This is a genomic window from Pseudomonas sp. TWRC1-2 (assembly GCF_049896685.1).
GTDB lineage: Bacteria > Pseudomonadota > Gammaproteobacteria > Pseudomonadales > Pseudomonadaceae > Aquipseudomonas.
On the sequence record NZ_JAFCUU010000002.1, the window covers coordinates 589,615 to 615,335 of the forward strand.

Sequence of the window (25,721 nt, forward strand, 5' to 3'; positions counted from 1 at the left end):
GATCAATTAATAGCCCGGTGTCATGACGCTTGGGGCACCGGGGCTTCGACAGGTTCAATAGTATCGTGACGCACGACCGCACCGAACTGTTGCATCATTTGCTGGATGAGCGGATCAGCCTGGATCGAGTTCTCGGCATCGCGCTGACGGTTGATGCGTCGGCGTGTTGCGGCCTGGGCCGGGGTTTCCTGCTCGGGCTTGATCAACTCAATGGTGATGGTCAGCGTGCGCTCATGGTACTGGTTCAATGCATCGTTGAGCCGGCGTTGCTGGGTCGCGTTGAACAGCGCGCTGTGCGCCGGGTCCAGGTGCAACAGCCAGTGATCGCCATCGATGGCAATCAAGGTGCAGTTGGCGGCGATGCTGCCGGTCATGCCGGAGATCGGCAACTTCGGAAACAATTCCAGCCATTGCAGCGCCAGGCCGGTGGCCGGGGCCGCAGCCGGTTCCGCCTCGGGCTCGGGTGCAGGCTCAGCGGTGTGTTCGCTGGCCAGGTCATCGAGGTAGCTGTAGGCCGAATCCATGTCCGGCTCGATGTAATCTTCGTCCAGTGGCGGTTCGTCATCGAGGTCGATGCCGGGCGTCGCGGCTTCAACCTGGGCAACGGTCGGCTCTGGAACCGGGGCAGACACCCACTCCGGTGCGTCCGGCACCACGCTGTCGGGCGTCGGCGTCGGCATCGGCGTGAGTTCGGGCTGCTCACCGCTGGTTTCCAGCACGGGCTCCACGGCAGGCTGCAGTTCCACTTCGGGCTCGGCGTCTACCGGGTCATTCCACGGCAGGTCGACCACGGCTTCGGGCTCAGGCTCGGTCACCGGCGCCGGCGCGATGGCTGGCGCAGCCGTCACCGGCTCGGGCGCAACCACTACGGGCTCAGGCGCGGGCGCCACGGGCGCAGGCGCAGCAACTACTGGCGCGACCACTGCCGCGCCAGCCACTGGTTTGGCGGAATCAACTGTGGCCTGGCTGATCCCCACTGGCTTTAGCGGCTGTCTCGGCGCGTCGGCCGCATCCGCCGGTCGGAACGCCAGCATCCGCAGCAGGACCATTTCAAAGCCACCGCGCGGGTCCGGTGCCAGCGGCAGGTCGCGGCGCCCGATCAGGCCCATCTGGTAGTAGAACTGCACATCTTCGGCCGGCAATGCCTGGGCCAGCGCCAATACGCGGTCGCGGTCGCCATGGCCGTTGTCGACACCTTCAGGCAACGCCTGGGCGATCGCAACGCGGTGCAAGACGTTGAGGATTTCCGACAGCACGCCGTTCCAGTCCGGGCCTTGTTCCGACAAGTGGCGCACCGCCTCGAGCAACGCCTTGGCGTCGCCCTCGATCAGCGCGTGCAGCACGTCGAACACCTGGCCATGATCAAGGGTACCGAGCATGGCGCGCACGTCGGCGGCCATCACCTTGCCTTCGCCAAAGGCGATGGCCTGGTCGGTGAGGCTCATGGCATCGCGCATCGAACCATCGGCCGCGCGGCCAAGCAGCCACAGCGCGTCGTCTTCGAACGGCACGTTCTCGACCCCCAGCACGTGGGTCAAATGCTCGACCACACGCTCAGGGGTCATGTTTTTCAGGGAAAACTGCAGGCACCGCGACAGAATCGTTGCAGGAAGTTTCTGCGGGTCGGTGGTGGCCAGGATGAATTTGACGTACGGCGGCGGCTCTTCCAGGGTTTTCAACAGCGCGTTGAAGGAATGGCTGGAAAGCATGTGCACTTCGTCGATCAGGTAGACCTTGAAGCGGCCACGGCTCGGTGCGTACTGCACGTTATCGAGCAACTCGCGGGTGTCTTCGACCTTGGTGCGGCTCGCGGCGTCGATCTCGATCAGGTCGACGAAACGCCCTTCATCGATCTCGCGGCACACCGAACACGTGCCGCAAGGCGTGGAAGTGATACCGGTTTCACAGTTCAGGCATTTGGCGATGATGCGCGCAATGGTGGTCTTGCCCACCCCTCGCGTGCCGGTGAACAGGTAGGCGTGGTGCAGCCGTTGGCTGTCCAAGGCATTGATCAGAGCCTTGAGCACATGGGTCTGGCCGACCATTTCGCGGAACGAGCGCGGACGCCATTTACGTGCAAGAACCTGATAACTCATCGAAAACCGTCGCAACTGGGAAGCGGAAGCCGGTAATGCTAGCGGAGCAAGGGGGAAATTGCATCCGGCACGCTCGTCTAATCTGACTAAGCTCTGCTCAATGGCCCCGCAAAGGCCTGAACCCGGAGAGTGTATGCGCGTAGTCCTGGGCGCCTTATGGATGATTTCCCTTACCAGCCTCGCGGCGCCTGCGCCGTTGCGTTTCTCGGTTTCCGACAGCTGGGCGATGCCGATGGCCCAGGTGGAGGACAGCCAGCCCACCCAAGGCATTTTGTATGACTTGATGTTAAGCCTGGCCACCCAGGTCGGGCGCCCGGCCGAGTTTCACGTGCTGGCGCGGGCACGCATCGCCAATGCCATGGCGCATGGCGACATCGATGTGCGCTGTTATGTCGCCCAGGACTGGGTCGACAGCCTGTCCGGCGACTACACCTGGAGCGTGCCGCTGATGGTGCAGCGCAATGTGCTGGTCGGCCGCCACACGACCCCGCAGCCTGCAGAAGTCGGCACGCTGACGCCTCAGCCGATCGGCACGGTGCTCAACTACCGCTACGCCGTCCTCGACCCGCTGTTTGCCACTGGCCAGCTCACCCGCGACGATTCGCGCAGCGAAGCCTTGGTGCTGCAAAAGCTGGTCGCCGGGCGTTTTGAATACGCCGTCATTAACGAATGGATACTAGAGCGCTTCAATTTGAACCTGCCGCCGAACCAGCGGCTGCAAAAGATCGCGATCATCGACGAGCAAAGCCTGGGTTGCATCGTGCGCAACGACCCGAACGTGCCGGTACAGCGGATCTTGCGTACGCTGCTGCGGATGAAGATGTCGGGGGAAATCGACGACATCATCAACCTGTACACCGGCGAAAGTGAGCGATCACCGCTCACTCCTGACAAGAACTGACAGGGCATCCCTCTAGACTGGGCGCACTTGAACGCCCATTCCCAAGGAGCCTGCAATGCACACCGTCGCCCATTACTTCCTGCTCTACGTCGACAGCCCGGCCACCAGTGCCAACTTTTATAGCCGCCTGCTGGATAAGCCGCCGGTTGAACTGAACCCCACCTTTGCCCTGTTCATCCTCGACAACGGCGTAAAGTTGGGGCTGTGGTCGCGCCACACGGTGGAGCCTGCGGCCCAGATGACCGGCGGCGGCGGTGAGGTGGGCTTTTCCCTGCCAGACCAGGCCGCCGTAGACGCCCTGCACGCTCAGTGGGTGGCGCGCGGCGCAACCATCATCCAGTCACCGACCCGTTTGGATTTCGGCTACACCTTTGTCGCCCAGGACCTCGATGGCCACCGGCTGCGCGCGTTCTGCATGAGCGACTGACCGCCAGCGGCCCTCCAGGCTGATGGCCGCCACGCTGGCCAGCACCATCACGCCGCCCAGCATCACCTGCACGGCAATGTGCTCGCCCAGCAGCGTCGCGGCCATCACCATGGCGACCGGCGGGATCAGGTACATCGACACCGACGCTCGGCTGACCTCGACGTGCTTCAACACATAGGCCCAGGCGAGGTACGCCAGGGCGCTGGGGAAAATGCCGAGGATCAGCACCGCGAGGTTTTCCGGCAGCGGTGCCTGCTCCACGGCATTGGCCAGGCCTGTCAGGTTCACGCACAGCATCAGGGTGCCCGCCCACACCATGTAACACGCCATGGTCAGCGGGCTGTAGCGATGGGCATAGTGTTTCTGGATGGCGAAATACACGCTCCATGACACCGCCGCCAGCACAATCAGCAAACCGCGCGGGTCAATATCGCCCACGCCATGATCGCCCCAGATCACCACCAGCACGCCAAGCAAGCCCAGCAACACACAGCCCCAGCGCCAGGCACTGACGCGCTCTTTCAAACACAAACACGCGATCAGCACACTGAACAGTGGCGCCGACTGCGCCAGCACGCTCGACGCTGCCGCCGTCACCCATTGCTGCCCATAATTGAGGCTGGTGTGGTGCAAAAACACGCCAAAGAACCCCAGCACCAGTAACCACGGCAGGTCGCGCAAACGCGGCCGGCCAATGCCTACCGCCAATGCCACACCGGCCATGAACACCGACGCAATCAGAAATCGCAGCAACGCCAACTGGCCGGGGCTGTAGCTGTGCAACCCCATGTGCACGCCAATCGGCGAATAGGCCCAACAGAGGATGACGCCAGAGATGACTAGCGTAAGCTTTGCGGGTGATGGGGTATTCATCGGCGGCGTCCGGCAACTGAGTAGGATGCCGTCAGTCTTGGCCCCGGCAAGGCGCAGGACAATTAAGCGTTTCTGACTTCTGAAATCACTGGAACTGAGCAATGGAACTGGCCCAACTGAAAATGGTGCGAGCCGTGGCGCAAACCGGCAGCGTGGCCCAGGCCGCCCTGCAATTGCATTGCGTGCCGTCCAACATCACCACGCGGATCAAGCAGTTGGAAGGCGAGTTGGGCACGCCCTTGTTTATCCGTGCCGGACGCGGGCTGGCAATCAGTGCCGCCGGGGAAATCTTCCTGGACTACTGCGAGCGCATTCTGGCGCTGGTAGACGAATCCAAACGCGCAGTGGATGCCGACGCCATCCCCCGCGGCACCTTGCGCATCGGCGCGGTGGAGTCCAGCGCCAGCGGCCGCCTGCCGCCCTTGCTGGCGGAATACCATCGGCGCTACCCGGACGTCTCGCTCGAACTGGTCACTGGCGCCTGGGCGCAGTTGCTGGACGACCTGCAACACCATCGCCTCGATGTGGCGCTGGTGGCCTGTGGTGGCAAACGCGCCAAGCTTGAACACAGCGTGGTCTACAGCGAACGTCTGGTGCTGATCGCCAGCGCGTCCAGCGCCCCGATCAACAGTGCCCAGGACCTGGCCGGTCGTACGCTGCTGGTATGGCCAGCGGGCTGTCCGTATCGCGCGGCGCTGGAGAACTGGGTCAAACCGCATGCCTTCAAACCGAGCATTGCCAGCTATGCCAGCTGGGGCACGATCATCGGTTGTGTCAGTGCGGGGATTGGCGTGGCATTGGCGCCGGAAGGCATCCTGGCCCGTTATGAGCAGGCCAATCAGTTGGCCTCCTACCGGTTTGAAGAGCTGCAGGCCGTGGACAACCTGCTGTTCTGGCACAAGGACACCCAGCGGCATTTGGCACGGGACGCGTTTGCCGGGCTGCTGCGGGAGACTTTTGGCTGACCCGGGCAGCAAATTTCAGTATTCTTCCGCGAAATTAATTCAAAATGTAAGGGACTACCATGAATTACTTCCGCGTGTTGATAGCGGCGGCTGCGTTGAGCCTGTCTGCCCTACCCGTCTTTGCTGCACCTGCGCCCGCGCCCGCCGACGCCAGCGCGCCGGCTGAAACGGCTGAACACTTCCTCGCCTCACTCAAGCAGAAGACCGGCACGGTCACGCTGCCCAGTGGCATTGCCACGCTCAAGCTTAACGACGAGTTCTACTACCTCGACCCCGCCGACACCGAGCGCCTGTTGACCGATGGCTGGGGCAACCCACCCGGCTTCAAAACCCTGGGCATGATCGTGCCAAAAGCAGTCAGCCCCTTGTCGGAACGCGGCTGGGGCGTGATCGTCAGCTACAAGGCTGACGGGCACGTTTCCGACGAGGACGCGGCAAAAATCGACTACGCCGAACTGCTCAAGCAAATGCAGGAAGAAGACGAGGAAGACAACCAGCAACGCCAGAAACAAGGCTACGCGGGCCTGCACCTGCTGGGCTGGGCCGAACCGCCGCACTACGACGACGCCACCCACAAAATGTACTGGGCGCGCGAGCTGAAAGCCGACGACGCCCAGCAAACCACCCTCAACTACAGCATCCGCGTGCTGGGCCGTGAAGGCGTGCTGGAACTCAACGCCGTCGCCGCCATGGCCGACCTGCCCACCATCAAGCAGGAAATGCCCAAGGTTTTGGCCTTTACCAACTTCACCGACGGCAACCTGTACACCGACTTCAACCCCAAGACCGACAAGCTGGCCACTTATGGCCTGGCGGCCCTGGTGGCCGGCGGGATAGCGGCCAAGGCCGGGTTGTTTGCCAAGATCGGCATCTTCCTGCTGGCGGCGAAGAAGTTCCTGGTGGTCGGCGTTGTGGCGCTGTTCGCCGTGATCCGTAAGCTGTTCAACCGCAACAAGGCCTGAACCCCGGGCATAAAAATGCCGCAACGTGCATGACAGGTTGCGGCGCAGGGGTTGGCTCAGTGCTGCGCAGCAGGCTCTGGCTGCTGCGCGCCCGGGCACGGGTTGACGATCGCGAACTCATCCACAGCCGCCATGCCCGGTTTGTAGCCCGGCACCGTTACATAGCGCAGCACCCGATTACCGGTGAGCTTCACAAATGAGCCCTCGATACCGGTGAACACCTTCTGCTGATGGCTCAACAGGTAATCGAAGATCTTGTCCTTCATCGGCACGTTGATTGCGCCACGCGGCGTGATCGGGGCAAGCATGAAGGCATCATCGTGGGTAAACACGTAGAAGGTTTCGGGTTTGCCGCGCCCATCCGTCACTTTTGCGCACATCACCTCATCGACGCGCAGCGTTCTGACCGGCAGGTAAGACTTGTCCTGGTAGAGGCTAAGAATAAAGCCCTTTTTGGTCAAAACACCCAAGCCCTGGACGGGATGGCAGATCTCCGCAATCCCGTAGGTGTAATAGCACCAGTTGGTCTCGGTGACCCCGATGACATCGGCCGGTGCGATGCCCAAGTCGTGTTCGATCCTGGCTCGGGCTTCAGGGCTTTCATAAGGGATCATCACGCAGCCGGGCAAACAAAACGCCAGCACGGACAACCAGGCGACGGCAGGAAAACGCATACGGGACCTCCATGTCTACGGGGGGCGCATGCTACCTCACCAGCCGCCTTTGCGTGAGCGCAGAGGGTCGCGTCTCAGCTTTTGGGCGCAGTCAGGCGGCTGTATTGATCCTGGCGGATCCAGCCGGTGAACGAGCGGTCCTTGGCATTGGTGAATTCAACCTGGGCCCAGCCATCTTTGAAAGCCAGTACGCCGACCACATCGTCCTTAACGATATACGGACGCTTGCCCGCGCTTTCGCCAGGGGTTTTGAGCAGATAAGCCTTGTCGGCAGTGACCGTCACCAGGCCGATCCACTGTTTGCTGGCGGTTTGGGTCAGGTCCAGCCCGGTGGCGATTTCCGGCATCAGCACGCTGAGGCAACCGGGGTGCTGGCGGCCTTGTTCCACGGTCAGCGTCACGCCATCGGACGAGGCCGTCACGCTGCCAGGGTAGGCGTCGTCGACCCAGGTCGTCAGCGCTTCGGGCGCGCCTTGCAGGTAAAACGTACAGGTGCGCGTTACGCCCTCACCCAACGCTTCCGAGTAGAAACCTTCGACTTGATGCTCAGGGGTGACCGCCAGCATCAGCCCTTCGTACTTGCCTGAGTGCAAGGCTGTTTCGTCTGCACATGCCGGCGCGATAGCGCACAACGACAAAACACCCACTGCCAGAAAACGCATCATCTTATTTCTTCCCTTCCAGTGCTTCGTAGGCCTTCTTGATACGGCGGTCATAGTCGCCGTAATCCTCGCCGTTATAGTTGCGCGCCATGGCCACGTAGTCTTTGTCTTTCATGGCTTTGATCAACGCCGGGCTTTTGCTGCAAAAACCGAGGAACGCCTTTAATTGGTTGCCGGCATTGATCTTTAATGCCGCGGCAAATTCGAACACGGTCTTGTAACCACAGGAGGCGTAGTTGAACCCCATGATCTGGAACATACCCCAGGACGCCGACATCAAGGCCGCTTCCTGATCCAGCGCAAAGGCGGTGGCCATGGTTTCCCAGGCCTTGGCCTGGTCCTTGTTGTTGACTTGCCACTGTGGCCCGGCCTTTCTCACGTAGACATACGACAGCAGTGGATGTGCCTGGTCGTAGATGTGCTTGGTGTACTTGCGAAACAGGTGCCCTTCAAAAGCGATCACCGGCAGCTGGGCCGGCCCGAAACCGGAACGCCCGCCGGACTCCACGGTAGCGAAGGCCTTGATGATATTCACCGAAATACCGCTGCCCAACTGCGTGGCGGCGTTCTGGAAGTCGGTTTCGGTGAGCGTCATGCCGCCGTCGCACGTGGGCTGGAGCATCAATTGCCGGTTGCGTCGCTCGGCCTCGATCATCGCACGCATGCGGTCCAGGTACACATTGACCGTGGCCTGCACCGCATCGCCGTTGTTATTGCCGAACGCGTTGAGAAAGCTTGGAATGCGCATCGTCGGAAACGCCTTCACCGGCACTTTCACCGCTTCTTCGATCAGGCTGTTGAACGTACGACCGGTGGGGTCGATCACCCCATCGGGGTGCGCGTATTTAAGGTGGCGAAACTGATACTGGCTGATGCACTGCACCAACTGGCCGTCGCACTTGCCGTTTTCGGCCAGCGGAAACCCCATCTTGGGAATGATCAAATTGAATAAATACTGGATGCACTGAACATCGGCAGGCAAGTTGCGCGCTTTACCGGGCGCGCCCACCGAAGCACTGATAAGACGGGGCAACCCTTGCAGGCTTTTCATCACTGACATCCTTGTAAGTTAAAGAAGTGCTGGCACTTCAATATCAATGCAGCGCTCTTGTTACACCTCGAAACAAGTGGCTGGCGGAAACTAACAAGATGGTTTTGGGTTGTCCAGTGGGCGCTTTGCACGTTGTGAAACAACCGTCATGCACGGCTACTTTTTCCTCTCCAGCGCCTCAAAGGCTTTCTGGATTCGCTTGTCGTAATCACCATAATCCGCCCCGTTGTATTGGGCAGCCATGCCCGCGAAGTCCTTGTTCTTCATGGCCTTGAACAAGGCCGGGTTCTTGCGGCAAAAACCGACGAACGCCATCAACTGCTGGCCGGCGTTGAGTTTCATCGCGCTGACGAAATCGAAGACGCTCTTGTAACCGCAGGCGGCGAAGTTGAAGCCCATGATCTGAAACATGCCGTACGACGCCGACATCAACGCCGCTTCCTGATTTAACTTGAACGCATCGGCCAGGGTCTGCCACGCCACCGCCTGGGTTTTGTTATTGGCTTTCCATTGCGGACCGGCTTTTTCCCGGTAGGGGTATGACAGGAGGGGATAGGCCTTGTCGTACTTCTGCTGGGTGTATTTGCGAAAGATGTGACCTTCATACGCGATCACCGGCATCTGGGCGGGGCCGAAGCCGGATCGCCCACCAGATTCCACAGTGGCGAACGCCTTGATGATGTTCACCGAGATACCGCTGCCCAGCGCTGTCGCGGCGCTTTGAAAGTCAGCATCGGTCAGCGTCACACGTCCATCACAGGTGGCTTTTGTAACCCAATGCAGTGTGTCTGGTTGGGCCGGGGCAGGCGCCGGAGGGCGTGGCGGGGTTGGGGCGACAGCGGCACCGGCCGAGTCGTTGGCCGGGGTCACGGGAGTTGCCTTGCGTGCATCTTCAAGCAGGGCGCTAAACGTTCGGCCTGCCGGGTCAATCACGCCGTCGGGTGTGGCGACCTTGAGACGATTGGATTGATAGTCCTTGATGCGCTGGACCAGCAGCGGGCCGCACTTGCCATCCACCAGCAAAGGCGAAGCGGGTTTGGCGGTGATCAGGTTGAATAGATTCTGAATGGATCGAACATCATCGGAATCATTGCGGGCCTTGCCGGCGGTGCCGACGGAACCGCTGATACGGCTGGGTATACCTTGGAGGCTGTGCATGGCAATCATCCTTTCTGATTGAAGGAGTGCCATCACTTCTTTACTACTCCAGCACCACGGTCATTTTTTGAAAAAAACCCATGATTGACGCTAGCAGACGGTCGAAGGTTGTCCAGCAAAAAGCCGTCATGGCTGCGCACTACAAATGGGCAGATGACTGAAGAAACGTTTTTTGATTTGAAACAGAGGGGGTTGCGGGAGAGCGTTATGGAGGCAACCCCACCAGCCACACCCCGGCACACAATGTTCCCGCTGTGGCTGCTGCCTTCCGGCTCTGACCAGGTTCACGGGTAATCGTTGCGGGGGGACCGATGGGGTCACCATAACGACGCTCGCCTCTCGGCAAGCCGCGCCATTGTACCGATCTCATCGGAAGTTACAACCGTTGGTTCAGGATTAAAAAATCAAGGGGCTCAAGCACTTGTGCCGCTACAGAATCACGGCTTCATCTGCCCTGCCGCCCTCTTCCTGGATGACCAAGTGAATAAAGTGCAGCTTGGCGATCACCGCCGGCGGCAGCACAAAGGGATAAAAATCCGGCTGGCCCATGCTGCGCGACAGTTCGTTGAGCATGCCGGCCAGTTCAATCCAGGCGTTGACGAACGACAGGAACGCCGTACCGCCTGGGTGTTCGGGGTCGTAAAGGGTGCTGAGGGGAAACGGCTGGTAATCCAGGTCCATCTCGCGGGCACTCATGCCAAAGCCCAGGGCGGTGTCGACGGCGTCCATCATGTGCAGGTAATGGGCCCAGGTTTCGGCCCAGTCTTCCCAAGGGTGCATGGTGGCGTAGGCGCTGACGCAGGTTTGCTGCCAGTCGGGGCGCGGGCCGTTCTGGTAATGATGGTCGAGTGCATCGGCGTAGCTGGCGCGTTCGTCGCCGAACAAGGCGCGAAAAGGTTCAAGCCAGTGGGTATCGGCGATCAGGCGGTCCCAGTAGTAATGGCCGACCTCATGGCGAAAGTGGCCAAGCAGCGTGCGGTAAGGCTCGCGCATTTGTACGCGAACTTTCTCACGGTGGGCGTCGTCGGCTTCCTTGATGTCGAGGGTAATCAGACCGTTGGCGTGGCCCGTCATCGGAGCATTGCCTTCCAGGTCGACGCCGACGAAGTCGAAGGCCAGGCCGTTGTCTTCATCGACGCTCTTAGGCACCACTTGCAGGCCGAGGCTGATCAGTTGCGCCACCAAACGGTGCTTGGCAGTTTCGACCTTGCGCCAGCGTTCGGCGTTTTCCGCGATCGACAGGTCGGGAATGGTGCGGTTCAGACTGCACGCCACGCACAGCGGCGCTGTACTGTGCGCCGGGATCAACCAGTTGCAGGCGGCGGGAGTGTCGAGGTTGGCACAGCGCCGGAAGGCGCCGGCGTCAAGGTTGTCGTCCTGCAGCCAGGTGCCGACAACCGGGCCCGGCTGTAAGGACGATACGCGACTTTGCTGCGGCTGATAACCGAGCAACGCCTGGCAAGCCAGGCACTGACTGTTGCGAAAGAACAGCGATTGGCCACAGCGGCACTGCCACACCTTGCTGTTACGAGATGCGCCCGCCGTGAACGGTGCTGCGATGCGTGAACTGAGTTGCTCGAAGTAGCGGAACATGGCGATCTCTCTCTGGGTGACCAAGACTAGATCATTTCCCGTGAGAGATCGTTCCACGGTGAGGGGGCTGCTGCGCAGGCCGACGCGGGGCAAGCCCGCTCGCCACAATAAGCAGCAGCTCATTCCCCGCTCGCGCGGTCAGACCGTGATGTTGTGCTTGGCCAGGAATGCCACGAACGCTTCTTCGTCCAACACCTTCAAGCCCAGTTCGCTGGCCTTGGCCAATTTCGAGCCAGCGCCCGGCCCGGCCACCACACAGTGGGTTTTCGCCGAGACGGAGCCGGCCACCTTGGCGCCGAGGCTTTCAAGCTTGTCCTTGGCCACATCGCGGCTCATCAGCTCCAGTGAACCGGTGAGCACCCAGGTGTGCCCTGCTTCGGGCAAGCCCTCGACGACCTTCTTCTCGCTCTGCCAGTGCATGCCGAAGTCCTTGAGCTGCTGCTCGATGGCCAGGGCGTGGTTGGCATTGTCTTGGTTGTCAAAAAACTCGCGCACGGCCTTGGCCTGCTTTTCAGGCAGTGCCTGACGCATGTCCAGCCAATCAGCCTGGATCACGCCTTCCAGAGAACCGAATTTTTCCGCCAGTTTCTGCGCAGCGCCCGGCCCAACGCTGGGCACGTGCAGTTTGTCGAGCAAGCCGCCCAAGGTGGTACTGGCGGCGAACTCGGCACTCAGGTCGCCCTGATCCTGCAGTTGCAGGCCGCATTCGTCCGGCGACAACAGCGCGCCAATGACCTCTTGGTTATGGCTGTCTTCAAAGAAGCTGTGAATCTCGTGCGCCACTTCCAGGCCCACGTCGGGCAGGTACGTCAGCACTTCCGGCAGGGCCTTCTGCACACGCTCCAGAGACGCCAGGGAGCGCGCCAGCACCTTGGCGGTCTCCTCGCCCACATCCGGGATGCCCAAGGCGTAGATAAAGCGCGCCAGGGTTGGGGTCTTGCTGTTTTCGATGGCGGTGATCAGCTTCTTGCTGGAAATATCGGCAAAGCCTTCCAGGTCGATGATCTGCTCGTACTTGAGCTTGTAGAGGTCGGCCGGCGAACCGATGAGTTTTTCATCCACCAGCTGCTCGATGGTCTTGTCGCCCAGGCCGTCGATGTCCATGGCCCGGCGCGAGACAAAATGGATAATCGCCTGCTTGAGCTGCGCGCCACAGGCCAGGCGCCCGACGCAGCGGTACACCGCGCCTTCGCTGACGGTTTCCTTGCCCTTGCTGCGCTTGACCAGTTGCGTGCGCTCCACGTGGGAGCCACACACCGGGCAGTTTTCGGGGACCTGTACCGCGCGGGCGTTTTCCGGGCGGCGTTCGGTGACCACCGAGACGACTTGCGGGATCACGTCACCGGCGCGGCGGATGATCACCGTATCGCCGATCATCAGGCCCAGGCGCGCGACTTCATCCATGTTGTGCAAGGTGGCGTTGGACACGGTCACACCCGCGACCTTGACCGGCTTGAGGCGCGCAACGGGGGTGACGGCGCCGGTACGACCGACCTGAAATTCGACGTCGAGCAATTCAGTCAGCTCTTCCATGGCTGGGAATTTATGCGCGATGGCCCAGCGCGGTTCACGCGCGCGAAAACCCAGTTCACGTTGGTCAGCAATGCTGTTGACCTTGAACACCACGCCGTCGATTTCATAACCCAGGCTGTTACGCCGCTCGCCGATATCGCGGTAGTAGTCCAGGCATTCCTGGATACCCTTGGCCAACTTAAGTTCGTGGCTGATCGGCATGCCCCACTTCTGCAACTGCTTCAAGTTGCCGATGTGGGTATCGCTGATGTCTGCGGTGACCTGGCCGATGCCATAGCAGCAGAACTCCAGCGGGCGGCTGGCGGTAATCTTCGAGTCCAACTGGCGCAGGCTGCCAGCCGCCGCGTTGCGCGGGTTGGCAAAGGTCTTGCCGCCGACTTCCAGCTGCGAGGCGTTCAGGCGCTCGAAACCGGCCTTGGACATGAACACTTCGCCGCGCACTTCCAGGGTCGCCGGCCAGCCGCTGCCGTGCAGCTTCAGCGGGATATTGCGCACAGTGCGCACGTTGACGCTGATGTCTTCGCCCGTGGTGCCGTCGCCACGGGTGGCGCCGCGTACCAGTTCACCGTCTTGATACAGCAGGCTGACCGCCAGGCCATCCAGTTTGGGCTCACAGCTGTACTCCACCGCCGCGCCACCGCCAAACAGATCGCCCACCGGCAGGTCGAGGCCTTCGGTGACTCGGCGATCAAATTCGAGCATGGTGGTTTCGTCAAAGGCGTTACCGAGGCTGAGCATCGGTATTTCGTGCTTCACCTGAGTGAACGCCGACAACGCCGCACTGCCGACCCGCTGCGTCGGTGAATCACGCGTGACCAAATCCGGATGCTCGGCTTCCAGGGCTTTGAGCTCGTGGAACAGCCGGTCGTACTCGGCGTCCGGAATGCTCGGCTCGTCGAGCACGTGGTAACGGTAATTGTGCTGATCCAGCTCAGCGCGCAATTGGAGGATGCGGGTATGGGCGGCGGTCATGGGTGTTCTCTCAGAAAGCAAAAGAGCAGCCGAAGCTGCTCAATATGTTAGTGCGCTTATTCTACTGACAACGCTGAAGACCAATCCTCAGCGTTTCTGTGTCAGGGCGCGACGTTCGAACTCGACGATGCGCTGACGGTAGTGTTCGATGGTCTGGGCGGTCAGGACGCTGCGTTGGTCGTCCTTGAGCTCGCCGTTTAGTTCCTGAGACAGCTTGCGGGCCGCGGCCACCATCACGTCGAACGCTTGTTTGGGGTGACGCGGGCCTGGCAGGCCAAGGAAGAAGCTCACCGCCGGGGTGCTGAACAGGTCGATGTCGTCCAGATCGAAGGTGCCCGGCTTGACCGCGTTGGCCATGGAGAACAGCACTTCGCCGTTACCGGCCATGCTTTCGTGACGGTGGAAAATATCCATCTCGCCAAACCGCAAGCCGCTTTCCAGGATGTTCTGCAACAATGCCGGGCCTTTGAAACCGGCGGCGTCGCGGCAGATCACGCTGATCACCAAGACTTCTTCAGCGGCCGGCTGGTCATTGACCGACTGGCGTGGAGCGCTTTTGGTCGGGGTCTCGTCGGGGAAATCGTCATCACGGCTGCTGAAGCTCGGGCCATCATCGACGTCAAGGTTCAGGTCGCCCTGATGCGGCTCGGCAACCGCGGCGCTGCCGCGTTTGCCACGTTTGGAAGACGGTTCGCGGGCTTCACGCACCGGCGCACTCATCGACGGCAAGTCGTGTTCGTCCAGTTGCGGCTCTTTATGGGTATCCAGCACGCGAGGCGGCCCCAGCAGTTCGGCGCTGCCATCATCGTCAGGCAAGTTGGACAGGTTGCGGTCCAGACGGAACTTGAGCTTGCCCTTGCCACCGCGCATGCGGCGCCAGCCATCAAAAAGAATACCGGCAATGACAATAATGCCGATGACGATCAGCCACTCGCGCAGACCGATTTCCATGTAATCCCGTGCCTCTAATAAAAAATGCTGAAAAATAAGGGGTTTAGCAACATCCAAACCGCTTTAAAACGTGGCGCCAACTCTATGTTCTGACTGACGTTTTGCCCACGCATACGAGGAATTGACAATAAACTAGCACGACCTTCGATAACTTTACACAGTTGGCGCGAAATGTGTCGATTTGCCATGTTTGGGCCACATGAAAGATCGCTTGCGCCAGCCGCCAACTGTGAGCTTCAAGCTGCAAGCTCTAAGCCTCAAACACGTGTAACCAGCAACTCGCCGCTAGGCATCCACCAGTGCCATCGCTTCTTCCACATCCACCGCCACCAAACGCGAACAACCGGGTTCGTGCATCGTTACACCCATCAATTGATCGGCCATTTCCATGGCGATCTTGTTGTGGGTGATATAGATGAACTGCACGGTCTGGGACATCTCTTTAACCAACCGAGCGTAGCGTCCAACGTTAGCGTCATCCAGCGGGGCGTCAACTTCGTCGAGCATGCAAAACGGCGCCGGGTTCAACTTGAAGATCGCAAATACCAGCGCCAATGCCGTCAGTGCCTTTTCGCCACCGGACAACAAATGGATGGTGCTGTTCTTCTTGCCCGGAGGCCGCGCCATGATCGTCACCCCTGTATCGAGTAGATCTTCGCCCGTCAGTTCCAAGTAAGCGCTGCCACCACCGAAAACTTTCGGGAATAACGCCTGTAAACCGCCATTAATCTGATCAAAGGTATCTTTGAAGCGATTACGGGTTTCCTTGTCGATCTTGCGGATCACATTTTCCAAAGTGTCCAGGGCTTCCACCAGATCGGCGTCCTGGGCATCCAGATAACGTTTGCGCTCGGACTGCTGCTGATACTCGTCGATGGCTGCGAGGTTGATCGCGCCGAGTCGCTGAATACGCGCAGCAATCCGTTCAAGTTCTTCTTCGGCATCTTTCTCGTTGGCCTGGGCGGTCAACGTATTAAGCACGCCGTGCAGGTCGTAGCCGTCTTCCAGCAACTGGTCCTGCAGGGTCTTGCGGCGAACCGTCAGGGCCTGCCATTCCATGCGCTGCTGTTCGAGCTGGCCGCGAATCAACTGCGATTGCTGCTCGGCCTGGGTCCGGCGTTTTTCCGCATCGCGCAGTTCGCGATCGGCGTCTTCCAGGGCGATCTGCGCAGTCTTGAGTTCTTCGTCGACGGTCATGCGCTTGTCGAGCAATTCTTCGAGCTTGAGCCGCAATTCTTCCAGCGGCGCTTCGCCTTCCTCCAGGTTGAGGCTCAGTTGCTCGCGCTTTTCGGTGAGGCGTTCGGATTGCATCTCCAGGCGCTCAAGGGCCTGACGCGTGGACGCGTGCTGAGCCTGCAACGAACCGAGGCGCACCGCCAATTGGTGAGCGTGATCCTTGTGCTGGCGCGCTTCCTGACGCACGCGGTCAAGGCGTTCGCGCAGGCTGTCGCGCTGGGCCAGCAGCAGTTCGCGCTGCTCGGTGTCCAGCGCCATGCTGTCGAGGGCTTCCTGCAGTTGCAGGCGCGCCTCACCGATTTGTTCGTGCTCAAGGGCGCGTTGCTCGCCCATCTCCGCCACTTCTTCATCAAGACGGGTGCGGCGCAGGGTCAGTTGCTCGACCTTGGCCTTGCTCGCCGACAATTGGGCCTTGAGTTCACCTTGCTGGCGCGCTTCGTCCTGCAACAAGCGGCGCAGGTGTTCGCGGCCGGTCTCTTGCTGGCGCTGGGTGGCGCGCAGGGTTTGCAGTTCGGTTTCCAGGCGTTCGAGGGTGGCTTCGCGTTCTTCGCGCTCGGCGCTCAGGTTGACGATTTCCTGGCCACGGGCCAATACGCCGCTTTCCGCTTCGCTGGCACGGCGCACACGCAGGAAGTGGCGACCCACCCAATAACCATCGCGGCTGATCAGGCTTTCGCCCGCGCCCAATTGGCCGCGCTGCGCCAGGGCTTGCTCCAGGGAATCCACCGGTTTGACCTGCCCCAGCCAGGGCGACAGGTCAATCGCCGCCTCGACCTTGTCCAGCAAACTGCCCGGCACGCGCGTGCCATCGGCCGCCGGGCTGAGCAAACGCAGATCGCCCTGAGTAAAGCCGGCCAGGTCGAACCCACCAAAATCGTCGACCAGCACCGCCTGCAGGTCGGCGCCGAGCACGGTCTCTACCGCCAGCTCCCAACCCGCTTCAACTGCTAACCCTTCCGCCAGGCGCGGTCGCTCGGCCAAATGCTGGTCGCGCAGCCACTCGGCAGTGCCGGTGCCCGGGTCCAGCGCGGCTTGCTGCAAGGCCTCCAGCGACGCCAATCGGCCGTTCAGCCGCTGCAAATCGCCCTGGGCCTGCTGCTGCGACTGGGTCGCCTGTTGCAGTTGCTGACGCAATTGCTCCAGGCGCTCCACTTGTTGTTCTTCGCTGGCTTCGAGCTCTTCCAGCGTCATCTCGCTTTCGGCCAGTTGCTCGCTCAGCTCCATGATCGCCGCGTCTTCCGGGTCGGCGGCGAGCAACACGCGCTCTTCCTGCAGACGCCGTTGGCGCTCGGCCAGACGCTCCATGCTGGTTTCCAACTGCTGGATGCGCGACTGCTGCACCTCAGCCTGGCGGCGCGGCTCGGCGGATTGCAGGTTGAAAGCGTCCCACTGCTCCTGCCAGCCGTGCATGGTGGTTTCGGCCTCTTCCAGGGCGGCGGCGGCTTCTTCGGCGGCGGCACTGGTGATTTCCTGCTCGGGGGTGAGCATGTCCAGCTCTTCGCCGAGGGTCAGCAGCAAGGTGCGGTCATGGCCCAGGTGCGATTCGGTCTCCAGGCGCGCGCGCTCGGCTTCCTTCAAATCATCTTGCAGTTGGCGCAGACGCTGCTGGCCATGCTGAATGCTCTGCTCGACCCGGGCGATGTCGCCACCCACCGAATAGAAGCGGCCCTGCACCAGATTGAAGCGCTCGGACAGGTCATGGTGACCGTCACGCAGGCGCTCGATGCTGGCGTCGGCATTGCGCTGTTCGGCCACCAGCGCTTCAAAGCTGATTTCCTGGGTGCCGATGATCGCTTCGCGCTGGCCGACCTGATCGTTCAGCGCCTGCCAGCGCAGGGCCGAGAGTTGCGCCTTGAGCTGGCGTTCTTCGCCCTTGTATTCCTGATACTTCTCGGCGGCCTGGGCCTGGCGGTGCAGGCGCTCCAACTGGCGCTCCAGCTCTTCGCGCAGGTCGGTCAGGCGGGCGAGGTTTTCGTGGGTGCGGCGGATACGGTTTTCGGTCTCGCGGCGGCGCTCCTTGTACTTGGAGATGCCGGCTGCTTCTTCAATGAAATTACGCAGGTCTTCGGGCTTGGCTTCGATCAGCTTGGAGATCATGCCCTGCTCGATGATCGAGTAGCTGCGCGGGCCCAAGCCGGTGCCGAGGAAGATGTCGGTGATGTCCCGGCGCCGGCACTTGGTGCCGTTGAGGAAGTAGCTGTTCTGGCTGTCGCGCGTCACTTTGCGGCGAATGGAAATTTCCGCGTACGCCGCGTATTCGCCGATCAGGGTGCCGTCGGAGTTGTCGAACACCAGCTCGATGCTGGCCTGACTCACCGGTTTACGGCTGGTGGAGCCATTGAAGATGACGTCGGTCATCGACTCGCCGCGCAGGTTTTTTGCCGAACTCTCGCCCATCACCCAGCGAACGGCGTCGATGATGTTCGACTTGCCGCAGCCATTGGGCCCCACCACTGCCGCCATGTTACTGGGGAAGTTCACCGTGGTCGGGTCGACGAAGGATTTGAACCCCGCCAGTTTGATGCACTTGAGCCGCACGTTTAGGCGTCCGCCAACGCAGCGATGACCAATGAACAACTGCGCTGGCCGTAGGCGGACAGCACCAGGCGAATCTGCGCCAGGTCACGCGCCAGCACGGCGGCGAGCAGTTGCTCGAACAGCGCCAGGTACTCGCTCATGGACGCCTTGCGCTGATCCAGCGCCAGGTAATAGGCGCGGTTCATCGCCGGCTGCAGGTTCTCGACGGTTTCCTGCAAATACGGGTTGTTGGCAAAAGGGTACGCGGCGCGCATCACGTTGAAGCTTTCTTCGACGAAGGCGCGGATGTCCTGACGCTCAAAACTGTTCACCAGACGCAGCTGGATCTGCAGGAACGGCGTCATGTCGGCCTGCACCTTCCAGCCCTCGGCCACCGCATTGCCGAGCAGGATGTACAACTCGCCCATCAGCGTGCACAGGCTCTGCACCTTGTGCGCGGTGAGCTCGGTGACGTGGGCGCCACGGCGCGGCAGGATCGCGATCAGGTGGCGGCGCTCGAGGATCAATAAGGCTTCACGCACGGAACCACGGCTGACATTGAGCGCCAGCGTAACTTTCTGTTCCTGGATCCGCTCCCCAGGCTTGAGATCGCCGCGAATGATACGTTCGGCGAGGTGGTGAGCAATTTGCTCGGCGAGACTGTCCGGCGCCTTGAACGTCATGTTTTCCCTTCAGAATCTTCTATCAGTACAAGCGCGGCAGTGTAGCGCATTGGCCCGCTGATGGCGCTACGCCCACGGTGGCGAATTTGGCATGAAATAAGCAGCGATGAAAACCCACAAGCCGCCAAAAACAACGGTTCCAGAAGACTGGACCATAATTGAAAGTGTTGTGACCGTAATTTCTTGACCTCCTGGTCAGAAAATCATTGACCGAAAAGTCAGACATGACTAGATTCGGCGCAAAGCGGTTAACAACAATAATGAGTCTGCGAGGCCTTCCGTGATCCAGTTTTTACTCAACCAGGAACTCCGTAGTGAGCACGCCCTGGACCCCAACCTGACCGTGCTCAACTATTTGCGTGAGCACGTGGGCAAACCCGGTACCAAGGAAGGCTGCGCCAGCGGCGATTGCGGGGCGTGCACCGTCGTGGTCGGCGAGTTGCACCGCGACGAACAAGGCGCGGAGCAGATTCGTTATCGCAGCCTCAACTCATGCCTGACCTTTGTGTCGTCGCTGCACGGCAAACAGCTGATCAGCGTTGAAGACCTCAAGCACCAGGGCCAACTGCACAGCGTGCAAAAAGCCATGGTCGAGTGCCACGGCTCGCAATGCGGCTTTTGCACACCGGGCTTTGTGATGTCGTTGTTTGCCCTGCAAAAGAACAGCGACGCCCCCGACAGCCAAAAAGCCCACGAAGCGCTGGCCGGCAATTTGTGCCGTTGCACCGGCTACCGCCCGATCCTGGCCGCCGCCGAACAGGCCTGCTGCAACAAACCCGTCGACCAGTTTGACAGCCGCCAGGCCGAGACCATCGCGCGCCTCAAAGCCATTGCGCCAACGCAGACCGGCGAACTCAACAGTGGCGACAAACGCTGCCTGGTGCCGCTGACCGTCGCCGACCTGGCCGACCTCTACGACGCCTACCCGCAAGCCCGGCTGCTGGCCGGCGGCACCGACCTGGCGCTGGAAGTCACGCAGTTTCATCGCACGCTGCCGGTGATGATCTACGTCGGCAATATCGAAGAAATGAAGCGCATCGAACGCTTCGACGACCGCCTGGAAATCGGCGCCGCCACCGCCCTCTCCGACTGCTACACCGCGCTGCACCACGAATACCCGGACTTCGGCGACCTGCTGCACCGCTTCGCCTCCCTGCAAATCCGCAACCAGGGCACCTTGGGCGGCAACATCGGCAACGCTTCGCCGATTGGTGATTCGCCGCCGCTGCTGATCGCCCTGGGTGCGCAGATCGTGCTGTGCAAAGGCAATGTGCGCCGCACCCTGGCGCTGGAAGACTACTTCATCGACTACCGCGTCACCGCGCGTCAGGACAGCGAATTCATCGAGAAAATCATCGTGCCCAAGGGCCACACACTGTTCCGTGCCTACAAGGTGTCCAAGCGCCTGGACGATGATATTTCTGCGGTGTGCGCCGCCTTCAACCTGAAGATCGAGAACGGCGTGATCAACCAGGCACGCGTCGCCTTCGGGGGCATGGCCGCTACGCCCAAACGCGCGAAAAGCTGCGAAGCCGTGCTGGTGGGCGCCACCTGGAACGCCGCCACGGTGGAAAAAGCCTGCGCCGCCCTGGCCGAGGATTTCACCCCGCTGTCGGACTTTCGCGCCAGCAAGGAATACCGCCTGCTCAGCGCACAGAACCTGCTGCGCAAATACTTCATCGAACTGCAAACGCCGCACATCGAGACTCGGGTGACCGCTTATGTCTAACCATCACGCCGTCGTTAAAACCCAGGCCGAACTCGCCGAGCTGTTCGCCCAGGACCTGACCTCCGGGGTCGGCCGCAGCGTCAAGCACGACAGCGCCGCCAAGCATGTGTCCGGCGAGGCGCAGTACATCGATGACCGCCTGGAATTTCCCAACCAACTGCACCTGTATGCGCGCATGTCCGACCGTGCCCACGCCCGCATCCTCAGCATCGACACCGCGCCCTGCTACGCCTTTGACGGCGTGCGTATCGCGATCACCCACGAAGACGTGCCGGGCCTGAAAGACATCGGCCCGCTGATGCCCGGCGACCCGTTGCTGGCCATCGACACGGTGCAGTTTGTCGGCCAGGTGGTGCTGGCCGTGGCCGCGCGCGACCTGGAAACCGCACGCAAAGCGGCCATGGCGGCGGTGATCGAATACGAAGACCTGGAGCCGGTGCTGGACGTGGTCGAGGCCTTTCGCAACAAGCATTTCGTGCTCGACAGCCACACTCACCAACGCGGTGATTCGGCGGGTGCACTGGCCACGGCGAAAAACCGTATCCAGGGCACGCTGCACATCGGCGGCCAGGAACACTTCTACCTGGAAACCCAGATCTCGTCGGTGATGCCCACCGAAGACGGCGGCATGATCGTCTATTGCTCCACGCAAAACCCCACCGAAGTGCAGAAGTTGGTGGCCGAAGTGCTCGACGTGTCGATGAACAAAATCGTCGTCGACATGCGCCGCATGGGCGGCGGTTTCGGCGGCAAGGAAACCCAGGCCGCCAGCCCCGCCTGCCTGTGCGCGGTGGTAGCGCGCCTCACCGGCCAGCCGACCAAAATGCGCCTGCCGCGCGTCGAAGACATGCTGATGACCGGCAAGCGTCACCCGTTTTATATCGAATACGACGTGGGCTTTGACGACACGGGTCGCCTGCACGGGATCAACCTGGAACTGGCGGGTAACTGCGGCTGCTCGCCAGACTTGTCGAACTCGATTGTCGACCGCGCGATGTTCCACGCCGACAATTCGTATTACCTGGGCGACGCCACCGTTAATGGCCATCGTTGCAAGACCAACACGGCCTCCAACACCGCGTATCGCGGCTTCGGGGGGCCACAAGGCATGGTCGCCATCGAGGAAGTGATGGACGCCATCGCTCGGCACCTGGGTCTGGACCCATTGGCGGTGCGCAAGGCCAATTACTACGGCAAGACCGAGCGCAACGTCACCCACTACTACCAGACCGTCGAGCACAACATGCTCGAAGAGATGACCGCCGAGCTTGAAGCCAGCAGCCAATACGCCGAGCGCCGCGAAGCGATCCGCCTGTACAACGCCCACAGCCCGATCCTGAAAAAAGGCCTGGCGCTGACGCCGGTGAAGTTCGGTATTTCGTTTACCGCCAGCTTCCTGAACCAGGCCGGTGCGCTGATCCACATCTACACCGACGGCAGCATCCATTTGAACCACGGCGGCACCGAAATGGGCCAGGGCTTGAACACCAAGGTCGCGCAAGTGGTGGCCGAAGTGTTCCAGGTCGACATCGACCGCGTGCAGATCACCGCCACCAACACCGACAAGGTGCCCAACACCTCGCCCACCGCGGCTTCCAGCGGTGCCGACCTGAACGGCAAGGCTGCGCAGAACGCCGCCGAAACCATCAAGCAGCGCCTGGTGGAGTTTGCCGCACGCAAGTACGACGTGAGTGAAGCGGATGTGGAATTTCACAATGGTCACGTGCGTGTACGCGACCAGATCCTGACCTTTGAGAGCCTGATCCAGCAGGCGTATTTCGCCCAGGTCTCGCTGTCGAGCACCGGTTTCTACAAGACCCCGAAAATCTTCTACGACCGCAGCCAGGCGCGTGGGCGGCCGTTCTATTACTTCGCGTTCGGCGCGGCCTGCTGCGAAGTGATCGTCGACACACTCACCGGCGAATACAAGATGTTGCGCACCGACATCCTGCACGACGTGGGCGCCTCGCTGAACCCGGCCATCGACATCGGCCAGGTAGAAGGCGGCTTTATCCAGGGCATGGGCTGGCTGACCATGGAAGAGCTGGTGTGGAACAACAAAGGCAAGCTGATGACCAACGGTCCCGCCAGCTACAAGATCCCGGCCGTGGCTGACATGCCCCTGGATTTACGCGTAAAGCTGGTAGAAAACCGCAAGAACCCGGAGGACACGGTGTTCCATTCCAAGGCCGTGGGTGAGCCGCCGTTCATGCTCGGGATCGCCTCGTGGTGCGCGATCAAGGATGCCGTGGCGAGTGTGGGTGAGTATCGCCATCAGCCCAAAATTGATGCGCCGGCCACACCCGAGCGGGTGTTGTGGGGGTGTGAGCAGATGCGGCAGTTGCAGGCGGCAAAGGCTGTTGAGGCTGAAACCGAGATGGCTTCGCTCTAAGACCGAGGTGCTGCCATCGCAGGCAAGCCAGCTCCCACATTTGATGGTGTTCACACATCAAAATGTGGGAGGGGGCTTGCCCCCGATAGCGGCCTGACAGACGCCACAAGAGGTGACTATGAACAACTGGATCAGCGCCCTCGCCGACCTGCAGAACCGCGGCGAACCCTGCGTGCTGGTGACCATCATCGAAGAGCTCGGCTCCACGCCGCGCAATGCCGGCTCGAAGATGGTGATCAGCGCCGCGCAGACCTTCGACACCATCGGTGGCGGGCACCTGGAATACAAGGCGATGCAGATCGCCCGCGACATGCTCGTGCGCGGCCAGCAAAACACGCATCTGGAGCGCTTCAGCCTCGGTGCAAGCCTGGGCCAGTGCTGCGGCGGTGTGACTGTGCTGCTGTTCGAACCCATGGGCCAGGTGCAGGCGCACATTGCAGTGTTTGGCGCCGGCCATGTCGGCCGCGCGTTGGTGCCGCTGTTGGCGAGCCTGCCGTGCCGGGTGCGCTGGATCGATTCCCGCGACCAGGAGTTTCCGGAAGACATTCCCCAGGGCGTGCGTAAAATCGTCAGCGAGGAGCCGGTCGACGAAATTGCCGACCTGCCAGTGGGCAGTTACTGCATCGTCATGACCCACAATCACGCGCTGGACCTGGAACTGACCGCCGCGCTGCTCAAGCGCAATGACTTTGCCTACTTCGGCCTGATCGGCTCGAAAACCAAACGGGTCAAGTTCGAACACCGCCTGCGTGATCGCGGCTTCGACACCGCGCAACTGCAACGCATGCGCTGCCCGATGGGCCTCACCGAGGTGAAGGGCAAACTGCCGGTGGAGATCGCCATCTCCATCGCCGGCGAAATCATCGCCACCTATAACGCCAATTTCGGCCAGCACACCGCGAGCGCCGAACCCATTGCCAAACTGCTGCCGGCCTCGCGCCGCAGCCAAGCACTCTAAATTGAGAACACCATGCCTTTGACTCGCAAAGCCTACCGTGCCGCCATCTTGCACAGCATCGCCGACCCTGCTGAAGTGGGGATCGAAGCGTCCTATGAGTATTTCGAAGACGGCCTGCTGGTGATCGATAACGGCCAGATCAGCGCCCTGGGCCACGCCAGCGATTTGCTGCCGACGCTGCCCGCCGATATCGACGTCACCCATTACCAGAATGCGCTGATCACGCCGGGCCTGATCGACACCCATATCCACCTGCCGCAAACCGGCATGGTCGGCGCCTATGGCGAGCAGTTGCTGGATTGGCTCAACACCTACACCTTCCCGTGTGAAAGCCAGTTCGCCGACAAGGCCCATGCCGAAGAAGTCGCAGACATCTTCATCAAGGAACTGCTGCGCAACGGCACCACCACGGCGCTGGTGTTCGGCAGCGTGCACCCGCAATCAGTCAATTCATTTTTTGAAGCGGCCGAGAAACTCGACCTGCGCATGATCGCCGGCAAGGTAATGATGGACCGCAACGCGCCGGACTATCTGACCGACACCGCCGAATCCGGCTACCAGGAAAGCAAGGCGCTGATCGAACGCTGGCACGGCAAGGGCCGTTTGCACTACGCGGTCACGCCACGTTTTGCCCCGACCAGCACCCCGGCGCAACTGACGCTGGCCGGGCAATTGCTGGGCGAATACCCGGACCTGTACATGCAGACTCACATCAGTGAAAACCTGCAGGAAGTGGCATGGGTGAAAGAACTGTTCCCGGAGCGCAAGGGCTATCTGGACGTGTATGACCACTACAAATTGCTGGGTGAGCGCTCGGTGTTTGCCCACGGCGTGCACCTGTGCGATGACGAGTGCGCGCGCCTCGCCGAAACGGGTTCGGCGGTAGCGTTCTGCCCGACCTCGAACTTCTTCCTCGGCAGCGGTTTGTTCAATCTGCCGATGGCCGAGAAGCACAAGCTGAATGTCGGCCTGGGCACTGACGTGGGCGGCGGTACCAGCTTCTCGCTGCTGCAAACGTTGAACGAGGCCTACAAGGTCATGCAGTTGCAGGGCGCGCGGTTGAGCCCGTTCAAGTCGCTGTACCTGGCCACCTTGGGTGGCGCGCGAGCGCTGCGTTTGGAAGACAAGATCGGCACGCTGCAGCCGGGTACCGATGCGGACTTTTTGGTATTGGATTACAACGCCACGCCGCTGCTCAGCTATCGCTTGAAGCAGGCCAATAATATTGCCGAGACGTTGTTTGTGCTGATGACGCTGGGGGATGACCGGGCGGTGTTGCAGACATATGCGGCCGGCAATCTCGTGCATCAACGCTGATCTAAAGCACACCGAGAAACAAATGTGGGAGCGGGCTTGCTCGCGAATACGGAGTGTCAGTCACCAAACGC

General features: G+C 61.1%; 19 protein-coding genes and 1 other RNA gene. 8 read left to right on the forward strand and 12 right to left on the reverse strand.

Going from position 1 to position 25,721, the window contains the following annotated elements; genetic code table 11:
* Positions 1–20: 20 nt before the first annotated feature.
* A complete protein-coding gene (gene dnaX / locus ACP7B3_RS07190) occupies positions 21–2,096 on the reverse strand; it encodes a DNA polymerase III subunit gamma/tau (RefSeq protein ID WP_426178528.1) in 2,076 nt (691 codons plus the stop codon).
* 133 nt (positions 2,097–2,229) lie between these two features.
* On the opposite strand from dnaX, the gene ACP7B3_RS07195 reads away from it, so the two are divergent.
* Both ACP7B3_RS07195 and ACP7B3_RS07200 read left to right on the forward strand, forming a co-directional pair.
* A complete protein-coding gene (locus ACP7B3_RS07195) occupies positions 2,230–2,997 on the forward strand; it encodes a substrate-binding periplasmic protein (protein WP_426178529.1) in 768 nt (255 codons plus the stop codon).
* 55 nt (positions 2,998–3,052) lie between these two features.
* On the forward strand, positions 3,053–3,424 hold the full coding sequence (locus tag ACP7B3_RS07200; protein ID WP_369301343.1) for a VOC family protein: 372 nt from the start codon (positions 3,053–3,055) through the stop codon (positions 3,422–3,424).
* Here ACP7B3_RS07200 and ACP7B3_RS07205 read toward each other — a convergent pair.
* Positions 3,338–4,297, reverse strand: a complete 960-nt coding sequence (locus ACP7B3_RS07205) for a DMT family transporter (protein WP_426178530.1) — start codon at positions 4,295–4,297, stop codon at positions 3,338–3,340. The genes ACP7B3_RS07200 and ACP7B3_RS07205 overlap by 87 nt on opposite strands.
* A 101-nt stretch (positions 4,298–4,398) precedes the next feature.
* Here ACP7B3_RS07205 and ACP7B3_RS07210 point away from each other — a divergent pair, with 101 nt between their 5' ends.
* On the forward strand, positions 4,399–5,262 hold the full coding sequence (locus tag ACP7B3_RS07210; protein WP_426178531.1) for a LysR family transcriptional regulator: 864 nt from the start codon (positions 4,399–4,401) through the stop codon (positions 5,260–5,262).
* Positions 5,263–5,321: 59 nt separating this feature from the next.
* Entirely contained in the window at positions 5,322–6,224 is a 903-nt protein-coding gene (locus ACP7B3_RS07215) for a DUF2167 domain-containing protein (RefSeq protein WP_426178532.1), read from the forward strand.
* 56 nt (positions 6,225–6,280) lie between these two features.
* Here ACP7B3_RS07215 and ACP7B3_RS07220 read toward each other — a convergent pair whose 3' ends face one another.
* The 10 genes from ACP7B3_RS07220 to ACP7B3_RS07265 all read right to left on the reverse strand — a co-directional run bounded on the left by ACP7B3_RS07220 (position 6,281) and on the right by ACP7B3_RS07265 (position 19,254).
* Positions 6,281–6,898, reverse strand: coding sequence for a hypothetical protein (locus tag ACP7B3_RS07220; protein ID WP_426178533.1), 618 nt, complete (start codon positions 6,896–6,898; stop codon positions 6,281–6,283).
* A gap of 74 nt (positions 6,899–6,972) precedes the next feature.
* Positions 6,973–7,563, reverse strand: coding sequence for a hypothetical protein (locus ACP7B3_RS07225; protein WP_145159080.1), 591 nt, complete (start codon positions 7,561–7,563; stop codon positions 6,973–6,975).
* 1 nt (position 7,564) lies between these two features.
* A complete protein-coding gene (locus ACP7B3_RS07230; protein ID WP_262208377.1) occupies positions 7,565–8,611 on the reverse strand; it encodes an N-acetylmuramidase family protein in 1,047 nt (348 codons plus the stop codon).
* Positions 8,612–8,767: 156 nt separating this feature from the next.
* Complete coding sequence (locus ACP7B3_RS07235) at positions 8,768–9,769, reverse strand: N-acetylmuramidase family protein (RefSeq protein WP_242195857.1); 1,002 nt, start codon at positions 9,767–9,769, stop codon at positions 8,768–8,770.
* 217 nt (positions 9,770–9,986) lie between these two features.
* Positions 9,987–10,083, reverse strand: an RNA gene (gene ffs / locus ACP7B3_RS07240) — signal recognition particle sRNA small type.
* 115 nt (positions 10,084–10,198) lie between these two features.
* Positions 10,199–11,362 (reverse strand): zinc-binding metallopeptidase family protein, encoded by a 1,164-nt coding sequence (locus tag ACP7B3_RS07245; protein ID WP_369301447.1) that lies wholly within the window; start codon positions 11,360–11,362, stop codon positions 10,199–10,201.
* Positions 11,363–11,500: 138 nt separating this feature from the next.
* Positions 11,501–13,867, reverse strand: a complete 2,367-nt coding sequence (gene ligA / locus ACP7B3_RS07250; RefSeq protein ID WP_426178534.1) for an NAD-dependent DNA ligase LigA — start codon at positions 13,865–13,867, stop codon at positions 11,501–11,503.
* Positions 13,868–13,954: 87 nt separating this feature from the next.
* Positions 13,955–14,818: a cell division protein ZipA gene (zipA, locus tag ACP7B3_RS07255; protein WP_034119293.1), complete on the reverse strand. Its 864-nt coding sequence runs from the start codon at positions 14,816–14,818 to the stop codon at positions 13,955–13,957.
* Positions 14,819–15,103: 285 nt separating this feature from the next.
* Positions 15,104–18,592, reverse strand: coding sequence for a chromosome segregation protein SMC (gene smc / locus ACP7B3_RS07260; protein ID WP_426178535.1), 3,489 nt, complete (start codon positions 18,590–18,592; stop codon positions 15,104–15,106).
* Positions 18,593–18,594: 2 nt separating this feature from the next.
* Positions 18,595–19,254 carry a GntR family transcriptional regulator gene (locus ACP7B3_RS07265; protein ID WP_426178536.1) on the reverse strand — a complete coding sequence of 220 codons (660 nt, stop codon included), beginning with the start codon at positions 19,252–19,254 and terminating at the stop codon, positions 18,595–18,597.
* Positions 19,255–19,534: 280 nt separating this feature from the next.
* On the opposite strand from ACP7B3_RS07265, the gene xdhA reads away from it, so the two are divergent.
* The 4 genes from xdhA (at position 19,535) to guaD (ending at position 25,650) form a co-directional block, all read left to right on the forward strand.
* Complete coding sequence (xdhA, locus tag ACP7B3_RS07270; RefSeq protein WP_145159094.1) at positions 19,535–20,983, forward strand: xanthine dehydrogenase small subunit; 1,449 nt, start codon at positions 19,535–19,537, stop codon at positions 20,981–20,983.
* Positions 20,976–23,375 (forward strand): xanthine dehydrogenase molybdopterin binding subunit, encoded by a 2,400-nt coding sequence (gene xdhB / locus ACP7B3_RS07275; RefSeq protein WP_145159096.1) that lies wholly within the window; start codon positions 20,976–20,978, stop codon positions 23,373–23,375. The genes xdhA and xdhB overlap by 8 nt, the downstream gene beginning before the upstream one ends.
* 118 nt (positions 23,376–23,493) lie before the next feature.
* Positions 23,494–24,333 (forward strand): xanthine dehydrogenase accessory protein XdhC, encoded by an 840-nt coding sequence (gene xdhC / locus ACP7B3_RS07280; RefSeq protein ID WP_145159098.1) that lies wholly within the window; start codon positions 23,494–23,496, stop codon positions 24,331–24,333.
* A 12-nt stretch (positions 24,334–24,345) separates the two neighbouring features.
* Positions 24,346–25,650 carry a guanine deaminase gene (guaD, locus tag ACP7B3_RS07285; protein ID WP_426178537.1) on the forward strand — a complete coding sequence of 435 codons (1,305 nt, stop codon included), beginning with the start codon at positions 24,346–24,348 and terminating at the stop codon, positions 25,648–25,650.
* Positions 25,651–25,721: the final 71 nt, after the last annotated feature.